This is a genomic window from Oikeobacillus pervagus (genome assembly GCF_030813365.1).
GTDB classification, from domain to species: Bacteria; Bacillota; Bacilli; order Bacillales; family DSM-23947; genus Oikeobacillus; species Oikeobacillus pervagus.
The window spans coordinates 46,481-65,724 of record NZ_JAUSUC010000001.1 but is presented as its reverse complement, the minus strand read 5'-3'; the positions used below and the strand labels follow the sequence as shown (position 1 = coordinate 65,724).

The following is a 19,244-nucleotide window of genomic DNA, read 5'->3' as shown; positions in this document are numbered from 1 at the left end:
GTACAAGAATGTGGGGATAAATATCCCTACTTAACAATTGAGAGACAAAATAAACATCGTAGGTTTTTTATTATTGCAAAAGGGGAGAACTGTGATGAAGATAGCCTTAATTGCTCATGATAAGAAAAAAGATGATCTTGTCCGTTTTACCATAGCCTATCAAGCCATCTTTCAGGAGCACGAGTTATATGCAACAGGAACAACAGGGAAAAGAATTATCAATGAAACGGGTTTGGATGTAATTCGTTTCCGTTCAGGTCCATTAGGTGGAGACCAGCAAATTGGCTCTATGATTGCGAACAATGATATGGATTTAATTTTCTTTTTCCGTGATCCACTGACAGCTCAGCCACATGAACCTGATGTTTCCGCTCTTATCCGTTTATGTGATGTGTATTCGATTCCACTTGCAACCAATATGGGGACAGCTGAAATCTTAATCAAAGGCCTTGAAAGAGGGGATTTTTCTTGGAGAATAGTCGCGAAAAAAGAGGAGGGACCGATACATTTTGATAAATAAAGCAATTGATATTTTAGCATTTGGGGCTCATGCCGATGACATTGAAATTGGAATGGGTGGAACAGTGGCGAAGTATGCCAGCGAAGGGAAGTCCATTGTGTTCTGTGATTTAACTCAAGCGGAATTATCATCTAATGGAACCGTTGAATTAAGAAAACAAGAAGCGTTTGAATCAGCAAACCTTTTAGGAGTCAAGGAAAGAATCAATTTACAATTGCCTGATCGTGGACTTTTCTTACTTGATTCATATATAAGAAAGATAACCTCTGTGATTCGTTATTATCGCCCAAAAGTAATATTTGCCCCATATGAAGTCGATCGTCACCCTGACCATGGAAATTGTTCAAAGCTTATACAAGAAGCTTTTTTTTCTGCTGGAATACGAAAATATGAAACAGAAGATTCTTTGCAACAACATAAGTCAAAAGCATTATATTTTTATATGATTAATGGATTCCATCATCCTGATTTTTGTGTTGATATTTCCCAACACTTTCAAACGAAGATCAAAAGTTTGCAATCGTATAAAAGTCAGTTTGTATTTGAATCAAACGGAGTGGAAACACCCTTAACGAATGGATACATTGAAACGGTAGAAGGTAGAGATCGCATGATGGGCAAAGAGGTATCCGTTCCCTTTGCTGAAGGATTTATTTCTTCTAAACCACTTATACTAAACAAAGATTTATTAGGGGATGTACAATGAAATTAAAAATTGGTATAACATGCTATCCAACGGTTGGAGGATCAGGGGTCATCGCTACAGAATTAGGAAAATTACTTGCAGAAAAAGGTCATGATATTCATTTTATAACATCAAGTATGCCTTTTCGATTAAATCGAATGTATCATAATATATTTTTCCATCAAGTAGAGGCAAATCAATACTCTGTATTTCAATACCCTCCATATGATATTGCATTAGCAAGTAAAATGGCGGAAATAACGAAGCGAGAGAAATTAGATGTTTTGCATGTGCATTATGCAATTCCCCATGCAGTTTGTGCGATATTGGCGAAACAAATGTCTGGAGAAAATGTGAAAATTGTCACAACCTTGCATGGAACAGATATAACGGTTCTGGGATATGATCCTTCATTAAAGGGCGCTATTCGATTTGGTATTGAAAAATCAGATGCAGTAACCGCAGTGTCCAAATCTCTTGTTGACCAAACGTATGAACTTATACAACCGAATAAATCCATACATACTGTGTATAATTTTATCGATGAACGAGTGTATAAATCTGTAGAATCTTCTCATCTAAAGGAAGAGTACGGAATTCAGGACCATGAAAAAGTGATCATCCATGTTTCGAATTTTCGAAATGTGAAAAGAGTGCCAGATGTGGTAAAGGCATTCCATGAGATTTCCCGTCATATTCCGGCTAAGCTCTTGCTTGTAGGTGATGGGCCAGAAATGACCATTGTTTGTAAATTAGTCTCAGAGTTAAACATAGAGAAACAGGTTATTTTTTTAGGAAAACAAGACAATTTGGAAGAGCTTTATTCCATCAGTGACTTGATGCTTCTTCTGTCGGAAAAAGAAAGCTTCGGATTGGTAGCTCTTGAGGCAATGGCTTGTGGTGTCCCTTGTATTGCAACAAAAGTAGGAGGAATACCAGAAGTCGTTGAAGAAGGGGTAAATGGTTATCTTTGTCCACTAGGTGACATTGAAACAGTAGCTACGAGGGCCATTGAACTATTAACGGATCCTAAGCGCCATCAGCAATTTTCTCTGCAATCGATTCAGACGGTACGGAAGAAATTTCACTCTGAGCAAATTGTCAGCAAATATGAAAGACTGTATTATGAACTACTCCAAAAAGAAAAGGTGAGTTCACATGGATAATTGGCAACTATTTGAAGAGGCTTCCCCTGTTTTAGAGAAAATTGAAGAGGCAGGGTTTGAAGCCTATTTTGTTGGAGGTTCTGTCAGAGATTATTTACTAAAACGTCCTATTGATGATGTTGATATTGCGACATCGGCTTTGCCTGAAGAGATAAAGGAAATATTTCATAAAACAATTGATGTGGGGATTGAACATGGAACGGTTTTAGTTAGATGGCAAGGGGAGAGTTATGAAATTACAACATTTCGAACCGAATCAGAATACGAAGATTTTCGCCATCCAAATGAAGTAACTTTCGTGCGTTCTCTTCAGGATGACTTAAAACGTCGAGATTTTACCATGAATGCGATTGCGATGGATCGAAAGGGAAATATTATTGACCCATACAATGGTCAAAGAGATATTCAAAATGAGATCATTACGACAGTAGGGTGTGCGAAAGAAAGATTTTCTGAAGATGCCTTAAGAATGATGAGAGCGGCTAGATTTGTCAGTCAGCTAGGGTTTCAATTGCAAGAAGCAACCTATCAATCATTAGAAAAATACACCCCTTTATTAAAACATATTGCGGTCGAGAGAAAACTCAATGAATTCGAGAAGTTACTAGATGGCCCCTTTAAACATAGGGGGCTACAGCTGATTGTGCAAACAGGATTATATCGCTTCCTACCTGGATTATTATATGAAAAAGAAGCACTACAAACATTGATAACATTTGAATGTACCAAAATGACGAATATCCAAATGTGGATGATATTAACGGACCGGTTGCAAGTTGAAGAACCTACTTCTTTTTTGAAAAATTGGCGACTGCCAACTAAAAAAATAAAGTACATTTTAAATGGAATCTCACTACTAGAAAAAAGAAAAAAAGAGTCCTGGAAACCGTTCGATTTATATGAATATGGACTATCATTAGTATTAGATGTTGAAAATATTTACTCGATTACGTTTGGAAAGAAAAATGAAAAAGGGAAATTGTTAACATGGAATGATGAACTCCCCTTAAAAAGTCGCAAAGATTTAGCGATTACTGGAAACGATTTATTAAATTGGAGTCGAATGAATGGCGGACCATGGGTGAAAGAATGGATTGAAGCGATTGAGAAAGCAATTATTTCTGGAGAAGTCAAGAACGAAAAAGAATCAATAAGGGAGTGGCTTAAATCTTGCAAACGAATGTAAGAATACAATTACTAGAGGCTTTTTCCAATGCAAATGGTGAGTTCATTTCTGGTCAAGCATTAGCTGAAATCATTGGATGTTCCCGTACGGCTGTTTGGAAACATATAGAGGATCTTCGCAAGGAAGGCTTTGAATTGGAAGCAGTAAGAAAGAAAGGGTATCGAATTCTTCATGCTCCCGATAAGGTGACCGAAAACGAAATCTTAATTGGATTACAGACGAAACGCTTAGGGAAGCAAGTTCATTTTGTTGAAACAGTCGATTCTACTCAAAAAGAAGCCCATCGCATCTCTCAAGACGGATGTATGGAGGGAACTTTAGTCATTGCTGAAGAACAAACAGCCGGAAGAGGAAGAATGGCGAGAAATTGGCACTCACCAAAATATACGGGAATTTGGATGAGTATTATTTTAAAACCTGAGTTGCCTCCATATCGGGCTCCGCAATTCACATTAATTGCAGCCGTTGCCATTGTGGAAGCCGTGGAGGAAATAACGGGGATTCAGCCAGAAATTAAGTGGCCTAATGATTTATTAATTAAGGGAAAAAAAATCACGGGAATCTTGACCGAATTACAAGCAGATGCAGATCAAATCCACGCTCTCATCATTGGAATTGGAATGAATGTGAACCAATCGGAATTTCCTAAGGAGATAGAGAAAATTGCCACATCATTAGCCATTGAAAAAGGCGAAAAAATTTCCCGTGCCCTCTTAATTCAAAGAATCCTTGAAAAACTAGAATTTTATTATGAAATGTATGTCGAAGAGGGATTTTACCCGATAAAACAGCTTTGGGAGAAGTATGCTATTTCAATAGGCAAACAAATCATTGCTAGAACCATTAACAAAGAAATAAAGGGAAAAGCCATTGGGATCACGGATGATGGGGTGTTGAAGCTAAAAGACGAAAATGGTGTGATCCATGAAATCTATTCTGCGGATATTGAACTTGGATCATAAACTAGAAAGTTTTGAATATTATGTGAAAAAATAAATAGTCAAATACTTATCGACTCTGTTATAATTTAATTGGGCAGTATCCAATAGAACTGCACCTCTTAGTTATGATGATAATTTTAATAATAGTCTGCCTTGATCCATTTGGACAGGGACAGAGGGTCGAAACGTTTATTTGTCTTTGTATGTGATAAGAGTCCTCTGTCAAAACAGGACTCTTTTTTATTTCAATAAAAATGTTTCGGCTTCTCTGAAATGATAGGAGGAAGCGATATGAAACAAACGACTGACTTTGAAAAAATGAAAAGCAGACAAGAAAAAATTGCCATGATTACCGCTTATGATTATCCTTCTGGTAAGCTTTCTGAAGAAGCCGGGGCTGATATCATTCTTGTTGGAGATTCTTTAGGGATGGTTGTTTTAGGGTACGACTCAACCATACCTGTAACAGTTGATGACATGGTTCATCATACGAAAGCGGTAAAAAGAGGGGCGAAAGATACCTTCGTTGTAACAGATTTACCCTTTATGTCTTACCATATCTCCAAAGAGGAAACCCTCAAGGCTGCAGGTCGGCTCATGCAAGAGGCAGGAGCAAATGCGGTTAAAGTTGAGGGAGCAGGAAATGTGCTTAAAATGATCGAAGCTTTAACAATGGCAGGTGTTCCCGTCGTAGCACATCTAGGGTTGACCCCCCAATCTGTTGGCGTCCTAGGTGGCTATAAGGTGCAGGGGAAGACAGCTGCAGCAGCTGAAAAATTGATGGAAGATGCAAAAAAGATTGAAGAGGCCGGGGCCTTTATGCTCGTTTTGGAATGTGTCCCTTATCAGCTCTCTCAGGAGATATCGCAATTATTAACGATCCCGACGATTGGAATTGGCGCAGGAAATGGTACAGATGGTCAAGTGTTAGTCTACCACGATATCATTCAATACGGGGTAGAGCGCGTCCCTAAGTTCGTCAAAACATATGGCGATGCCAATCATCTTATTACACTTAGCCTACAAAAATATGTAGGGGAAGTGAAAACTGGACAATTCCCTCAAGAAGTACATTCCTTTTCTATGAAACAGGAACAATTAGGAATGCTTTACGGAGGAATAAAATCATGAAAATCATTCAATCAGCAAAAGAGATCCAACAATTTGCTAAAAACAATAAAAAAGATGGAAAAACAATTGGATTCGTCCCGACAATGGGTTATTTACATGAAGGGCATTTAGCGTTGGCAAAACAAGCTCGAAAAGAAAATGACCTTGTGATTATGAGTATATTTGTGAATCCACTTCAATTTGGTCCAAATGAAGACTTTGACTCCTACCCCCGTGATGTTGAGAGAGATCAGGAACTAGCGAAGAAGGTTGGGGTAGATCTATTATTTATCCCATCTCTTGAAGAAATGTATCCGAAAGAAGCGACCATTCAGCTGACTGTAACGAAGAGAGTACAGGCGTTATGTGGTCGTCAAAGAGTTGGACATTTTGATGGAGTGGCAACGGTCCTAACGAAATTATTCCATTTAACACTTCCTGATCGAGCCTACTTTGGAATGAAAGATGCCCAGCAAGTCGCTGTAATTGAGGGATTCGTATCGGATATGAATTTCCCACTCGATATTGTTGGGGTTGAAACGATTCGCGAACAAGATGGCCTTGCAAAAAGTTCTAGAAATGTCTATTTGAACGAGCAAGAAAGAAGGGAAGCACCCCACTTATATGGGGCCTTATTAAAAGGAAAAGAAATTATACAATCAGGGGAACGTCATGCCAATCATATTATTTCAGTGATGACAGATTATATTACAACAAATACATCAAGTAAAATTGATTACGTAGAAGTTCTGTCTTATCCAGAGTTAGAAAGTATCGAATTACTACATGGGAAAATCATTCTGGCTGTCGCTTCAAAATTTTCTTCAGCAAGATTAATTGATAATATCATACTAACTGTGTAAAGGAATGAGGAATGAAGATGTTTCGAACAATGATGAATAGCAAAATACACCGAGCAACTGTAACGGAAGCAAACCTAAACTACGTTGGAAGCATTACGATCGATGAAGATATTCTAGATGCAGTAGGAATGGCGATCAATGAAAAAGTACAAATTGTAAACAATCATAATGGTGCACGTTTTGAAACATATATTATTCCAGGTGAAAGAGGCAGTGGGGTCATTTGTTTAAATGGAGCAGCGGCAAGACTCGTTCAGCCTGATGATAGTGTTATTATTATCTCCTATGCTCTTGTCCCTGAAGAAAAATTGAAAGATCACCAACCGACCGTTGCCATTATGGGAGAGGGCAATAAAATTGAACAATTAATCAAACAAGAACCAGCAGCTACGATTATGTAAAAAGAAAAGGGGCTGTTCGAAAAGTAGTTTTCTAAGCCTAAATCGGTAAAATGCAAAACCCAAGAATGCTGTCATATCAACATTCTTGGGTTTTTAATTTGGGCAAAATTCATATTAAAATGGACTTTTGAGACAACCCCTTTTTTCACTCCCTAATAAAGGAGACTCGATTTTTTTTAGAGGAAGAAGATATATAATATTACATATGATAAACTTGTAATGATTTTAGAAAATAAAGGTGTGCAAAAAAATGAGTCATCTACGTTTTGTCGTCGTTGATCTTGAAACTACTGGTAATTCCCCTCAAAAAGGAGATCGAATTATTCAAGCTTCCTTTGTAATGGTGGAAGATGGAAAGATTATGGATCAATATACGACCTTTATTAACCCCGGATTCGAGATTCCTGTTTTTATTCAAGAATTGACGGGGATTACAAATGAAATGGTTACGGCTGCTCCGTCTTTTATAGAAGTGGCGCCGAAGTTTTTACAGTTATTAGAAAATGCGGTATTTGTTGCTCATAATGTCCCTTTCGATTTCACTTTTCTCCAAGATGAATTCGAAAGAGTGGGATTTCCAGCCATTCATAACGATACAGTGGATACAGTAGAATTAGCGAAAATTATGTTCCCAACTGCGGATAGTTATAAACTAAGTGATTTAACTGAGCATTTCGAATTTCCTCATGATCGACCTCATCAGGCAGATAGTGATGCTTATGTCACGGCAAAATTACTATTGTTGATGATCGAGGAGATGGATGCATTACCTGTTGTAACCCTAGAGAAACTATTGAATTTCTCTTATCATCTAAAAAGTGATATTTTCAAGTTATTTCAATTAAAATTGGCGGAAAAAGAAAGAAAAGTTGAACATTTATCAGCAGATTTGGAAATATATCAAGGGATTGCTCTTAGAAAAAAACAAATAAAAAAGAGAGAATACTCAATCAATCCTCCTTTTTTTCCTTTAGAAAGAGAAGAAAAAAAGAGATTACTTCAACAATTAAAAGATTATGAAGAAAGAGATTCACAAATTCGCATGATGGATTTAGTGAACGAGTCTTTTCATTTAGCTACACATGGTGTCATTGAAGCTGGAACAGGAATTGGAAAAACATTAGCATACCTGCTTCCGGCACTCTATTTCAGCAAAGAGAAGAAAACAACCATCATGATCAGTACATATACGACGGTTTTACAGGAACAATTATTGCAAAAAGAACTGAAACAATTACAAACAATCATCCCCTTCCCATTTCAGGTCGCCGTGTTAAAAGGGAGGAGCCATTATATTGATTTACGTAAATTTGAAAAGAGTTTACATGAATTGGGGAATTATGACACCATCATGGCTAAAATGCAAATATTGGTATGGTTGACCCAAACAGTGACGGGCGATGTGGATGAATTACATTTATCATCGGGGGGAGAACATTATTGGCATCAGATTAAGCAGAAAGAGTCGTATTTAAACAAGTCTCATCTTTTCCGGGAAGAGAAAGATTTTTATCGCTGTTCTCGATTACAGGCAGAAGAAGCAGATGTAGTGATTACGAACCATTCTTTACTAGTACTAGATTTATGTTCAGAAAAGCAACTTTTACCGCCATATGAATATGTCATCATCGATGAAGCTCATCAGTTTGATCGAACAGTGCGAGACTATATTGGGTTGACGTTTGAAGAACATTACTTTAAAAGAATCTATCAAAGATTAGGATTATATGAACAAAACAAACTTCTTTTTCAATGTGAAAAGCTGTTAAAAAAATATGGGGAAAAACCTAATGTTCCAATCTATATTGTGAACGAGAAAATGACACAGTTAGGATTTGAATGTGAAGAATTATTCATTTTTGCTCAAGCTTTTTTGAAAAAATTCAGTGTCACAAAGGGGCCAGCTAGTCGAATCGTCCAACTGAGATTGACGGATCAAGAACGAAAGCATCGTAATTGGAAACAGGTTCAATATACAGCCGAACGAGTTTTCCAAATGATGAAAGACATTTGGATGGAAATGGATGATCGATTAGTAAGACTAAAAAAACACGAAAAAAAATGTACAGTGGATGATCAATTACGAATTGAACAATTATTTAGCGCGATGAAGGAATGGAAGGAGTTAAGTGAATCCATTCGAAATATTTTGATACAGCCCAATCAAGATGAAGTGTACTGGATGGAAGGGGATATACGGTCACTATCTAATACATTTAAAATCATATCCCAACCTATAGAATCTGGAACATTCCTGAAAAATCGTTTATATCCTAATAAAACGGTGATCTTTACTTCCGCCACTTTAACAGTGAACCATTCTTTTCAATATTTTGTACAAAATATTGGTTTACAAGGCTTATCTTACAAAACAGACACATTTTGCTCGCCTTATGATTATAAGGAACATTGTAGATTGTATATTCCAAATGATGTACCAGAAGTCAATCAAGTTTCACTTTCTGAATATGTAGAAGTTTTGGCCAATCATTTAATCAGCATTGCGGAAGCAACAAAGGGAAGAATGCTCATTTTATTTACCTCCTATGAAATGTTGAAGAATACCTATCACTTAATGAATGACTCAGGGATGCTTGAGGATTTCGTTTTGTTAGCACAGGGAATTACGTCAGGGAGTAAATATCGGCTAACTAAGAATTTCCAAAAGTTTGAAAAGGCCATTCTATTTGGTACGAACAGCTTTTGGGAAGGAGTGGATATTCGCGGGGAGGATCTTTCATGTTTAGTCATGGTCCGCCTTCCATTTACTTCACCGAATGAACCATATTTAGCGGCTAAAACGGAGCAATTACAAAGAGTAGGAAAAAGTTCTTTTTTCGCTTATTCTTTACCACAAGCTGTCCTCCGTTTCAAACAAGGATTCGGCCGATTAATTAGAAGTGCGGACGATCGTGGAATTATCATTGTGTTCGATCGCCGAATTATGACCTCATCTTATGGGAAAATGTTTTTGAAATCGATCCCAGAAGTGCCCATCCATCATTCATCATTAGACGAGATGATTGTGGATATAGAAAAATGGTTATAGGGAAGAAAGAATATATGTGATATTTTGAGAGCGGATAACACATTCTAATGAAGATAGAAACGGAGGAAATAAGATGAAAGTGTTATTCGCCATTATGTTACTGTTTTTTTCAATCGTACCCCCGACCTATAGTGCCGAAATTGATTTGAATTTGAAGGATAACGAATTTGCGATTACCTTTTTGCCATTAAATCATGGTGAGGCGGCTTTCTTGCACTTACCAAATAATCGAAATATAATGATCAATTTAGGAATGAAACAGCATGATAAAATGATTGTGAATTATTTAAAAAATTTTCATATCCAAAATGTTGAATCTGTGATCATCACGGATCCGCAATTTATGAATGATTCCTTACTAAAAAAATTAAAGAAGTCCTATCATCTACAACATATTTACACTGGAGGAGAGTTGTATAAAGAGTTAAAATCAAAAATCCCCCAACTTGAAAAATGGGAGAAAGGACATCAATGGTTATTAACTCCTAATATTTTACTTGAGGTCATTTATGAGGGACATGAACATCATGAGGGCTTAGATTTTTCCATTACGTCTAATCAACAAAGGTTTTTATGGATGAGCTCCACATCGGAGAAGTCGAAGCAATCGTTATTATTGGAAAAATTAGCGGATGTTAATATTATTAAAACCGCTAATTTTGCGCAACTGGGCAGTATGTCCCCACAGCTTTTAAAGCATATTGATCCGCAAACAGCAGTTATTTTGAAAGATAAAGGGCGAATGCCTGATCCGGAAATTATGCAATTGATGCATGAAGCTTGGATTGATGTATACTATACAGAACAGCATGGATTAGTGATGATCAAATTTTCAAATCAAAACTACGAAGTCATCACTGTTCCGATGAAATAAAAGAATGTCGTTTTCCAATATTTCCAAGTGGAAATCAATTTTTTCTTTGAAAGTAAGAAAAAAATACAGAATTTGCGACCGTCACATAAAATTCTTGCTATAATGATTTTAGCTGACGAAAAAAAGACCGTGAATGACAAATGATTATTTGATGGATACGGGAGGATTTAGATGGAAAGCAAAATTGAAGTTTTATCTACAGTAAGAATTGCACATCACCCTGAACTATATAAGATCGTGGATGCGTTAAATCGTTCATTAAAAAAAGATGATTTAATGTTTGGTTTAGCTCTCGATCCTAAAGACCAGGAACAAGCAATTTTTACTATATATCGAACATAATGAAGTGAGCAAATGAAAAAGTGGATTTTTAGTTTATCGTTACTTTTCATTTTTGTCATTGGTTTTTTCGTCCATGTTTATGTTGAAGCGCAAAGCCCTTATAAGAAAGCGAAGCAGAATGCTTTGAAAATGGCGAAGGATGAAGCGGGTATCATTTCTGTTGTAGATTTTTACATATATAACAGTAATCAAAGTTATGAAGTTGTCGTTGGGAAGACGAAAAAGAAAAAAACTTTAGCCGTTTGGATTCCGGAAAAGAAAAATGCCGACACGATTGTGATCGATTATTCAAAGGGAATTTCAAAAAAGGAAGCGATTCAGAAACTTCAAACAGAGGAACATCCAAGGGAAATTATATCCGTTCGACTTGGTATGGAGAAAGTGGGCCCGATTTGGGAGTTAGCCTATTTGGATAGGGATGATCATTTAAATTACTACTATCTTTTATTTGAAAATGGTAAGTGGTGGAAGAAAATAAATAACATCTAAAAGTGGAGGGGTTTTTTATGGAGATTAAATTAGCTGAGAGAGTACAAGCATTAACACCTTCTTCAACTTTGGCGATTACAGCTAAAGCAAAGGAAATGAAAGCTAGAGGAATTGATGTCATTGGATTAGGAGCTGGGGAACCAGATTTTAATACACCTGAACATATTTTAAAAGCGGCATACGCCTCCATGAAGGAAGGTCAAACAAAATATACTCCATCTGGGGGATTGATTCCATTAAAAGAGGCCATTATTCAAAAATTTAAAGACGATCAAAAAATTGCCTATGACACTAGTGAGATCATGGTAGCAACAGGTGCGAAACATGCACTTTATACACTCTTTCAAGTTTTGCTAGATGAAGGGGATGAAGTCATTATTCCAACCCCTTTTTGGGTAAGTTATCCTGAGCAAGTGAAATTAGCAGATGGTGTACCTGTTTATATAGAAGGAAAAGAAGAAAAAGATTTTAAAATTACACCTGAGCAGTTAAAGTCAGCTATTACAGAAAAGACAAAAGCAGTTATCCTTAATTCTCCAAGCAATCCTACAGGGATGTTATATTCGAAAGAAGAGTTACAAGCTTTAGGGGAAGTATGTTTAGAACATAATATCATCATCGTATCAGATGAAATCTATGAAAAACTAATCTATGATCATCATGAACATGTTTCGATTGCACAATTATCAGAAGAGTTAAAACAACAAACGATCATCATTAATGGGGTCTCGAAGTCCCATTCCATGACAGGTTGGAGAATCGGGTATGCAGCTGGAAACAAAAGCATTATTAAGGCAATGACAAATTTAGCGAGTCATTCTACTTCAAATCCAACTACAACCGCTCAATATGCGGCGATTGCAGCTTATACGGGAACTCAACAGCCTGTTGAAAAAATGAGACAAGCATTTGAACATCGACTAAACACAATTTACGATCAGCTTATCTCAATCCCTGGTTTTTCATGTGTGAAACCTAAAGGAGCCTTTTATTTATTTCCAAATGCCAAACAAGCGGCAGAACTTACAGGTTACCAACATGTAGATGAATTTGTGAAAGCTCTTTTAGAAGAAGCAAAAGTTGCAGTGATTCCAGGTTCTGGATTTGGTGCTCCTAATAATATACGTCTTTCATATGCAACCTCTTTAGAAGTGCTTGAAGAAGCTGTGAAGAGAATTCGAGAATTTGTTGAACAAAAAGCAAACTAATACGGCATGAATGCCACAGATTGTGCCCTGCTCTCTTCTACATTGGAATGGAAAAGAGAGCGGGGCGTTTCTTCTTTTGATTTCAGTATTCGAAGCTTCCTTTCTAGTTGCTTGCCTACATGCAAAAAAGGTATAATAGAAATCGACTGCTTAGTAGTTTAGAAACAGCGGTTTAATGGATACATATTTATGAAAAACAGTTCTTAGGAGCTGTTCTTAAGAATACACTTTTCAAAGATTGTTTTAACGTCTTGGAGGGAATGAAACGTATGAAAATAACAATTGCTGAAGTGAGTAAACACGTTGAAGAAGAAGTAACGATGGGTGTTTGGTTAGCAAACAAACGTTCTAGCGGAAAAATTGCTTTCCTACAATTACGAGATGGTACAGGTTTTATACAGGGTGTTGTCGTAAAAAATGATGTGGAAGAGAATGTCTTCCAAAAAGCCAAGTCATTATCTCAAGAGACTTCACTTTTCATTACAGGTGTTGTTCAACAAGACAACCGCTCAAAATTTGGATATGAACTATTAGTCAAAAATATAGAAGTGATTGCGGAGGCAAAAGACTACCCCATCACACCGAAGGAACATGGTACTGAATTTTTAATGGATCACCGTCATTTATGGCTGCGTTCACGAAAGCAACATGCAGTCATGAAAATTCGAAATGAAATTATTCGTGCCACTTATGAATTTTTTAATGAGAAAGGCTTTGTTAAAGTCGACCCACCGATCTTAACTGGCAGTGCACCTGAAGGAACGAGTGAACTTTTCCATACGAAATATTTTGATGAGGATGCTTATCTTTCACAAAGTGGTCAGCTTTATATGGAAGCAGCTGCTATGGCATTAGGAAAAGTATTTTCATTTGGGCCAACATTCCGTGCAGAAAAGTCAAAAACTCGCAGACATTTAATTGAATTTTGGATGATCGAACCGGAGATGGCGTTCTATTCATTTAAAGATAGTTTAGAAATCCAGGAACAATATGTTGCTTATATCGTTCAATCCGTTTTACAAAACTGCCCAGTCGAATTAGAAAGACTTGGAAGAGATATCTCGAAATTAGAAAAAATCAAAGCGCCATTCCCAAGGATCACCTATGATGAGGCCATTCAATTTTTACATAAAAATGGGTTTGATGATATCGAATGGGGGGATGATTTCGGAGCTCCTCATGAAACAGCCATTGCAGAAAGTCATGATAAACCAATCTTTATCACTCACTACCCTACAAAGATTAAACCGTTTTATATGGAACCTGATCCAAATCGTCCGGAAGTGGTATTATGTGCCGATTTAATCGCACCGGAAGGATACGGTGAAATTATCGGTGGTTCAGAGCGAATCCATGATTATGAATTATTAAAATCTCGCTTAGAAGACCATCATCTCTCAATGGATGCTTATAAATGGTATTTGGAATTACGAAAATATGGATCTGTTCCTCATTCTGGTTTTGGACTAGGATTAGAACGGACTGTTGCATGGATTAGCGGTGTTGAACATGTACGTGAAACAATTCCATTCCCAAGATTGTTAAATCGTCTTTATCCATAATAACAAGAAGGACCGCGCACAATATTGTGTGCGGTTTCTTATTATGGATGAATATTATACTATGCACTATGAAACATTCATTTTTTGAAGTGAACCATTTCCATTTCTATCGTATAGCCGTCATGCTATACTTGAAAGTGAGGTGTGCAACATGGAAAATAAAGATTTGGTCATTCACTGGATGGAAGAGGGGATGGTGAACATTCCCCATATCTTATTATCAAATTATACTAAATTACATTTAACAGAATCTGAACTGGTGCTTTTACTTCAAATATATGCGTTCAAATCTAAAGGAAATGGCTTCCCAACACCTGAACAATTGGCAGAAAATATGACGATTACGAGTGGCGAGTGTGCCATAACACTTCGGAAGTTAATTCAGCAGCATTTTTTGGCGATAGAAGAAGGAGATCACCCAGGTTTTGAAAAATATTCATTAAAGCCATTATGGAGAAAATTAGCTGATTTTGTATTATTAGAGAATCGCCAGAAGGAATTAGAAAAGGCTGTGACAAATGAGAAGGATTTATACACATGTTTCGAGCAAGAATTTGGACGGCCACTTTCACCATTAGAATGTGAAACATTAGCTATTTGGCTTGATCAAGATCATCATGATGCCATGATTATTAAAACAGCCCTCCGTGAAGCAGTTATATCTGGAAAGCTAAACTTCCGTTATATTGACCGAATTCTATTTGAGTGGAAAAAGCAAGGGATTGAAACCATTGAACAAGCCCGTGTTCATGGACAAAGGTTCCGGCAAAATCAGAATAAGTATACAAAGCCAAAGCCATCATCGAAAACCGTACCTTTTTATAATTGGTTAGGGGATGACACGGTGGATTAGAATAAATGAAGATTGAACGAAGAAAAACAGCGTTAATGACGGGGGTACTTTTGACGTTGTTTTTTTACTGAACACTAAAAAGAGAGAGGAGGTACAAGTATATGTTAAATAAAAAGCAAATTCAATTTTGCTTAGAAGAAATAGGGAAATTATTTCCTGATGCTCATTGTGAACTTAACCATTCCAATCCATTTGAATTAGTCATTGCTGTTGCTCTCTCCGCACAATGTACAGATGCACTTGTGAATAAAGTGACAAAAAATTTATTTCAGAAATATAAGACTCCAGAAGATTATGTATCCGTTCCTTTAGAAGAGTTGCAACAGGATATACGGTCGATAGGATTGTATCGAAATAAAGCCAAAAATATTCAAAAGTTGAGCAAGATGATCATGGAAGACTATCATGGAGATGTTCCTAGAGAGCATGAAGAACTTGTAAAGCTTCCTGGAGTGGGGCGGAAAACAGCCAATGTGGTCGTTTCTGTTGCCTTTAATACGCCAGCAATTGCTGTGGATACACATGTTGAGAGGGTAAGTAAACGCTTAGGGATTTGCCGCTGGAAAGATAGCGTCTTAGAGGTAGAAAAAACATTAATGAGAAAAATACCGAAAGAGGATTGGTCGATTACTCATCATCGGCTCATCTTCTTCGGCCGCTACCATTGTAAAGCACAGTCACCAAAATGCGACGAATGTCCACTGCTTGATTTATGCAGAGAAGGGAAGAAACGTATGAGAAAGAAAGGGATGAAATCATGATTGAAAGAAAGTGGGTCCCTGATGAGTTATTTCATCCTTTTTTCTTTCCAACACGGTCTGTAGAGGTAGACTTTCATCAAACCATACAAGAGTACCCGTATTTCATTTATGAGCTGAAGTTGAAAGATGGACAACTTGCCACATACCCTTGGGATGACCTGGAACCAATGATCCCGAAGATTCTATCTTTTTGGGAGGAAAACAGTCAGAAGTTGTCCGAAAAATTTGCCCTCCGAAATAAAGAGGTCAAACAAGAGATGCAAACAGCTATCGCCTTCTATTTTATGTTTCTTTTTTGGAGTAATGGTTTTCCAGTCCAATTAAAAGACTGGGACCACTTAGTAAATGGACTTACGATCAAACCGGTAAATGTGGTTGAACGTCTGCGATTTATTTTGAATCGACCATTTTCTTTTCATGCTTATAGACAAATCCAGGAGTTATGGCAAGAACAACATAAACAGTATGCGAAAAACTTAAGTGTAAGAAAAAATAAAGGACAGCGTATTTAGCTGTCCTTTATTTCTGCTACTGGGTTGGATTTTCATTATTTGATTGATCAGGTGGGTCTCCACCATTATTATTCCCATTATTTCCTCCGTTGTTCCCGCCATTATTTCCACCATTGTTATTAGGTGGTGTTACTGGTGGGGTTACAGGAGGTGTTTGTCCATCAGACAGATTTCCCCCAGGTTGTCCCGGATTCTGTCCAGGGGAATGATCATCATCCTGATCTCCAGGTTCTCCTTGCTGTTCATCCTCATTCAGATCTTCGTTATCATCTGGCTCATCTGTTTCACCACCCGGAACTTGTAACGACGTGGAAGCTGGATCACTTTTTTCACTTTCAACAATAGCTACAACAGAAAAATTATAGGAATCTCCAGGTTTTACACCAGTAATGACAATGGACTTTTCACCCGTTGTTTGGGTATTTGAACTACCACCGTTTAATGTGGAAGTAACTTCAAAGCTTGCCGGTTTTTCACTTTCATAATTCCAAGATAAAGTAATGCTTTGAGTTAAAGCATCATATTGAGCCTGTAAATTTTTCGGTCCCGGTATTTTTTCTTTTTCTACATAATGTGTCGATACTTTAGTTGGCTGTTCACCGCGGACGAATAATTCATAAACAATCTTATCTTTTGGAGTATGTTTGCTTGGTAATCGAGCTGGTTTTGACCCATCTTCAACCGCTACTTCAACGACACTTTTTGGCTTTTTAAAATCAGGTGTTTTCTTATCCGATGAAACATGGGCCATTAATTTTCTAAACATTTCTTTTGAAATCCTTTGGCTATTTGGGGATAAATAGTTCTTTTTCTTTTCATATCCTGTCCAAATGGCTGCAGAATAATTGGTTGTATAACCGACAAACCATGAATCAGGGGATGCGTTGGAAGGAATTCCCCAATCTCTTTTTTCATCCTCTGTATAGTTCGTTGTTCCCGTTTTTCCCGCTAAAGGCAACCCTGGAACATTGGCATCTGCACCTGTACCGGAACGAACGACATCTTTTAACATATCGGTCACCATATAGGCTGTATAATCTTTCATGGCAATGACAGGGTCAATTTCATTTTTGACTTCTGTTTCACCATCACGTAGAACAATTTTTGTAACGGTATGTGGTTGATTGAAAATCCCGTTATTTCCAAGGGCAGCATAGGCTCCAGCCATTTGTAATGGGGATAACCCGTATTTCATCCCGCCGATGGAATAGGATTCTGGAACTGGTTTTTCCTTAAGCTCAATGCCAAGTTTATTCATAAATTCCCAAGCCCTATCAGGACCAACTGCTTGAAAGGCTTGAAGTGCCGGAATATTTCTTGACCACTTTAAAGCTGTTCTGGCTGAAATTTGCCCCATATAAGATCCACCTGCATTTCTAATAGGTGTACCTCCTGAATAAGTATAGGGCTTATCTTCAAGCTGATGATAGGTCGACCATTTCAAATGTTCAATCGCTGGGCCATAATCAATGAGAGGCTTAATCGTTGAACCTGGCTGTCTTTGTAAATCGACCGCAAAGTTGAATCCACGTGCCACCTCTTGATTACGTCCGCCACCAATAGCTCTTACTTCCCCTGTTTTTGTATCTAATAGGGCGATTCCTGCTTGGAATTCTTTACTTGGATAATTAATCACTTCATCTGTATTTAACATATTTTCTACGTATTTTTGCGCTTCAGGATCTAATGTCGTATAGATTTTTAATCCATCGGCATATGGATTATACTCTCCCATTTTTTTGACTTCTTCGACAACCATATCAATGAAGGAATTGAATTTATTAAAATTCGATTTACGATCCTCTTCCGGCAGAATAGTTTTGGCAACGGACATCGTTTTTGCTTCATTCATTTCCTGTTCCGTAATTTTTCCGTGTTGATTCATTAAAGATAGTACGATATTCCGTCGTTTTTCAGCTTGGTCAGGATGTTTAAATGGATTATAGTTATTTGGACTTTGTGGCATCCCAGCAAGTTGCGCAGCTTCCGGTAATGTAAGTTCGTCCAATTCTTTTCCATAATAATATTTTGCGGCTTCTTTGATCCCATGTACATCTGACATATTGACTTTATTCACGTACATTTCAAAAATTTCTTCTTTTGAATATTTACGTTCAAGTTGATAAGCAAGCCAGGCTTCTTGTGCTTTTCTGCTTATTGTTTTTTCTGGTTTTAGAAAAGACATCTTCGCCAATTGTTGTGTAATAGTACTTGCACCTTGTGAGCCAAATCCACCCGTAATATTTCCCACAACAGCACCGCCGATTCGATAAAGGTCAACGCCGTGGTGTTCGTAAAATCGAGCATCTTCTGTTGCGATGATCGCGTCTTTCATTAATTTCGGTATGTCATCATATTTCACATAATCTCTTCGTTCAGATCCGATAGAAGTTAGAAATTCTCCGTTTTTATCGTAAATTTTCGAAGGAATCGGATCTCTTAACATGGCTTCATTTAATTTTGGAGCATCCTTCACCATAAAAGCAAACACGCCAATACCAGTGGCGATACATACGAGCCCTAAAATGGCGATTGTCAGTAAAATGCGCTTAGCTAAAGAACCTTTTTTCCCTTTTGGTTGATTCCCTTTAGGCTTTTTTTCCTTCTTTTGCTGATTTTGCCGGTTTTTCCTTCTTTCAGAACGAGATTTGAATTGTTCAGCCATAAGCTTAATTCCTCACTTTCAAAGGAAGTAAAATGTAATAAAATGCTTCATGATTAA

General features: G+C 37.3%; 18 protein-coding genes. 17 read left to right on the top strand and 1 reads right to left on the bottom strand.

From position 1 onward, the window contains the following. Nucleotides 1-94 precede the first annotated feature (94 nt). From mgsA to J2S13_RS00250, 17 genes are all read left to right on the top strand, one after another. Nucleotides 95-520, top strand: coding sequence for a methylglyoxal synthase (mgsA, locus tag J2S13_RS00330; protein WP_307255662.1), 426 nt, complete (start codon nucleotides 95-97; stop codon nucleotides 518-520). Further along, nucleotides 513-1,226: a bacillithiol biosynthesis deacetylase BshB1 gene (bshB1, locus tag J2S13_RS00325; protein WP_307255787.1), complete on the top strand. Its 714-nt coding sequence runs from the start codon at nucleotides 513-515 to the stop codon at nucleotides 1,224-1,226. Before mgsA ends, bshB1 begins: the two co-directional genes overlap by 8 nt. Continuing rightward, nucleotides 1,223-2,371 carry an N-acetyl-alpha-D-glucosaminyl L-malate synthase BshA gene (gene bshA / locus J2S13_RS00320; RefSeq protein WP_307255661.1) on the top strand — a complete coding sequence of 383 codons (1,149 nt, stop codon included), beginning with the start codon at nucleotides 1,223-1,225 and terminating at the stop codon, nucleotides 2,369-2,371. The genes bshB1 and bshA overlap by 4 nt, the downstream gene beginning before the upstream one ends. Further along, nucleotides 2,364-3,557, top strand: coding sequence for a CCA tRNA nucleotidyltransferase (locus tag J2S13_RS00315; RefSeq protein ID WP_307255660.1), 1,194 nt, complete (start codon nucleotides 2,364-2,366; stop codon nucleotides 3,555-3,557). The genes bshA and J2S13_RS00315 overlap by 8 nt, the downstream gene beginning before the upstream one ends. Then, complete coding sequence (locus J2S13_RS00310; protein ID WP_307255659.1) at nucleotides 3,542-4,519, top strand: biotin--[acetyl-CoA-carboxylase] ligase; 978 nt, start codon at nucleotides 3,542-3,544, stop codon at nucleotides 4,517-4,519. Before J2S13_RS00315 ends, J2S13_RS00310 begins: the two co-directional genes overlap by 16 nt. 270 nt (nucleotides 4,520-4,789) lie before the next feature. Further along, nucleotides 4,790-5,629, top strand: coding sequence for a 3-methyl-2-oxobutanoate hydroxymethyltransferase (gene panB / locus J2S13_RS00305; protein ID WP_307255658.1), 840 nt, complete (start codon nucleotides 4,790-4,792; stop codon nucleotides 5,627-5,629). Beyond that, nucleotides 5,626-6,471, top strand: coding sequence for a pantoate--beta-alanine ligase (gene panC, locus J2S13_RS00300; RefSeq protein ID WP_307255657.1), 846 nt, complete (start codon nucleotides 5,626-5,628; stop codon nucleotides 6,469-6,471). Before panB ends, panC begins: the two co-directional genes overlap by 4 nt. Nucleotides 6,472-6,488: 17 nt before the next feature. Then, complete coding sequence (panD, locus tag J2S13_RS00295) at nucleotides 6,489-6,872, top strand: aspartate 1-decarboxylase (protein ID WP_307255656.1); 384 nt, start codon at nucleotides 6,489-6,491, stop codon at nucleotides 6,870-6,872. A 250-nt stretch (nucleotides 6,873-7,122) separates the two neighbouring features. Beyond that, the gene (dinG, locus tag J2S13_RS00290) at nucleotides 7,123-9,921 is read left to right on the top strand and encodes an ATP-dependent DNA helicase DinG (protein ID WP_307255655.1); all 2,799 of its coding nucleotides are present in this window, start codon (nucleotides 7,123-7,125) and stop codon (nucleotides 9,919-9,921) included. A 73-nt stretch (nucleotides 9,922-9,994) separates the two neighbouring features. After that, nucleotides 9,995-10,795 carry a ComEC/Rec2 family competence protein gene (locus J2S13_RS00285; protein WP_307255654.1) on the top strand — a complete coding sequence of 267 codons (801 nt, stop codon included), beginning with the start codon at nucleotides 9,995-9,997 and terminating at the stop codon, nucleotides 10,793-10,795. 171 nt (nucleotides 10,796-10,966) lie between these two features. Then, complete coding sequence (locus tag J2S13_RS00280; RefSeq protein ID WP_307255653.1) at nucleotides 10,967-11,137, top strand: YpmA family protein; 171 nt, start codon at nucleotides 10,967-10,969, stop codon at nucleotides 11,135-11,137. A gap of 12 nt (nucleotides 11,138-11,149) precedes the next feature. Further along, nucleotides 11,150-11,626, top strand: coding sequence for a cell wall elongation regulator TseB-like domain-containing protein (locus J2S13_RS00275; protein ID WP_307255652.1), 477 nt, complete (start codon nucleotides 11,150-11,152; stop codon nucleotides 11,624-11,626). Nucleotides 11,627-11,649: 23 nt separating this feature from the next. Then, nucleotides 11,650-12,834, top strand: coding sequence for a pyridoxal phosphate-dependent aminotransferase (locus tag J2S13_RS00270; protein WP_307255786.1), 1,185 nt, complete (start codon nucleotides 11,650-11,652; stop codon nucleotides 12,832-12,834). Nucleotides 12,835-13,103: 269 nt separating this feature from the next. After that, a complete protein-coding gene (gene asnS / locus J2S13_RS00265; RefSeq protein WP_307255651.1) occupies nucleotides 13,104-14,396 on the top strand; it encodes an asparagine--tRNA ligase in 1,293 nt (430 codons plus the stop codon). 151 nt (nucleotides 14,397-14,547) lie between these two features. After that, nucleotides 14,548-15,249 (top strand): DnaD domain-containing protein, encoded by a 702-nt coding sequence (locus tag J2S13_RS00260; protein ID WP_307255650.1) that lies wholly within the window; start codon nucleotides 14,548-14,550, stop codon nucleotides 15,247-15,249. 101 nt (nucleotides 15,250-15,350) lie between these two features. After that, the gene (nth, locus tag J2S13_RS00255; RefSeq protein WP_307255649.1) at nucleotides 15,351-16,010 is read left to right on the top strand and encodes an endonuclease III; all 660 of its coding nucleotides are present in this window, start codon (nucleotides 15,351-15,353) and stop codon (nucleotides 16,008-16,010) included. Then, nucleotides 16,007-16,522 carry a YpoC family protein gene (locus tag J2S13_RS00250; protein ID WP_307255648.1) on the top strand — a complete coding sequence of 172 codons (516 nt, stop codon included), beginning with the start codon at nucleotides 16,007-16,009 and terminating at the stop codon, nucleotides 16,520-16,522. The genes nth and J2S13_RS00250 overlap by 4 nt, the downstream gene beginning before the upstream one ends. A gap of 16 nt (nucleotides 16,523-16,538) precedes the next feature. Here the strand turns inward: J2S13_RS00250 and J2S13_RS00245 are convergent, their stop codons facing one another. Continuing rightward, a complete protein-coding gene (locus J2S13_RS00245) occupies nucleotides 16,539-19,187 on the bottom strand; it encodes a transglycosylase domain-containing protein (protein ID WP_307255647.1) in 2,649 nt (882 codons plus the stop codon). Between the last annotated feature and the right edge of the window lie 57 nt (nucleotides 19,188-19,244).

Coding starts and splice junctions, on each gene's coding strand:
- J2S13_RS00315 (WP_307255660.1), top strand. CDS start 2,364: ATGGATAATTGGCAACTATTTGAAGAGGCTTCCCCTGTTTTAGAGAAA.
- J2S13_RS00250 (WP_307255648.1), top strand. CDS start 16,007: ATGATTGAAAGAAAGTGGGTCCCTGATGAGTTATTTCATCCTTTTTTC.
- panC (WP_307255657.1), top strand. CDS start 5,626: ATGAAAATCATTCAATCAGCAAAAGAGATCCAACAATTTGCTAAAAAC.
- asnS (WP_307255651.1), top strand. CDS start 13,104: ATGAAAATAACAATTGCTGAAGTGAGTAAACACGTTGAAGAAGAAGTA.
- J2S13_RS00280 (WP_307255653.1), top strand. CDS start 10,967: ATGGAAAGCAAAATTGAAGTTTTATCTACAGTAAGAATTGCACATCAC.
- nth (WP_307255649.1), top strand. CDS start 15,351: ATGTTAAATAAAAAGCAAATTCAATTTTGCTTAGAAGAAATAGGGAAA.
- J2S13_RS00245 (WP_307255647.1), bottom strand. CDS start 19,187: ATGGCTGAACAATTCAAATCTCGTTCTGAAAGAAGGAAAAACCGGCAA.
- J2S13_RS00285 (WP_307255654.1), top strand. CDS start 9,995: ATGAAAGTGTTATTCGCCATTATGTTACTGTTTTTTTCAATCGTACCC.
- J2S13_RS00275 (WP_307255652.1), top strand. CDS start 11,150: ATGAAAAAGTGGATTTTTAGTTTATCGTTACTTTTCATTTTTGTCATT.
- panD (WP_307255656.1), top strand. CDS start 6,489: ATGTTTCGAACAATGATGAATAGCAAAATACACCGAGCAACTGTAACG.
- bshA (WP_307255661.1), top strand. CDS start 1,223: ATGAAATTAAAAATTGGTATAACATGCTATCCAACGGTTGGAGGATCA.
- panB (WP_307255658.1), top strand. CDS start 4,790: ATGAAACAAACGACTGACTTTGAAAAAATGAAAAGCAGACAAGAAAAA.
- mgsA (WP_307255662.1), top strand. CDS start 95: ATGAAGATAGCCTTAATTGCTCATGATAAGAAAAAAGATGATCTTGTC.
- dinG (WP_307255655.1), top strand. CDS start 7,123: ATGAGTCATCTACGTTTTGTCGTCGTTGATCTTGAAACTACTGGTAAT.
- J2S13_RS00260 (WP_307255650.1), top strand. CDS start 14,548: ATGGAAAATAAAGATTTGGTCATTCACTGGATGGAAGAGGGGATGGTG.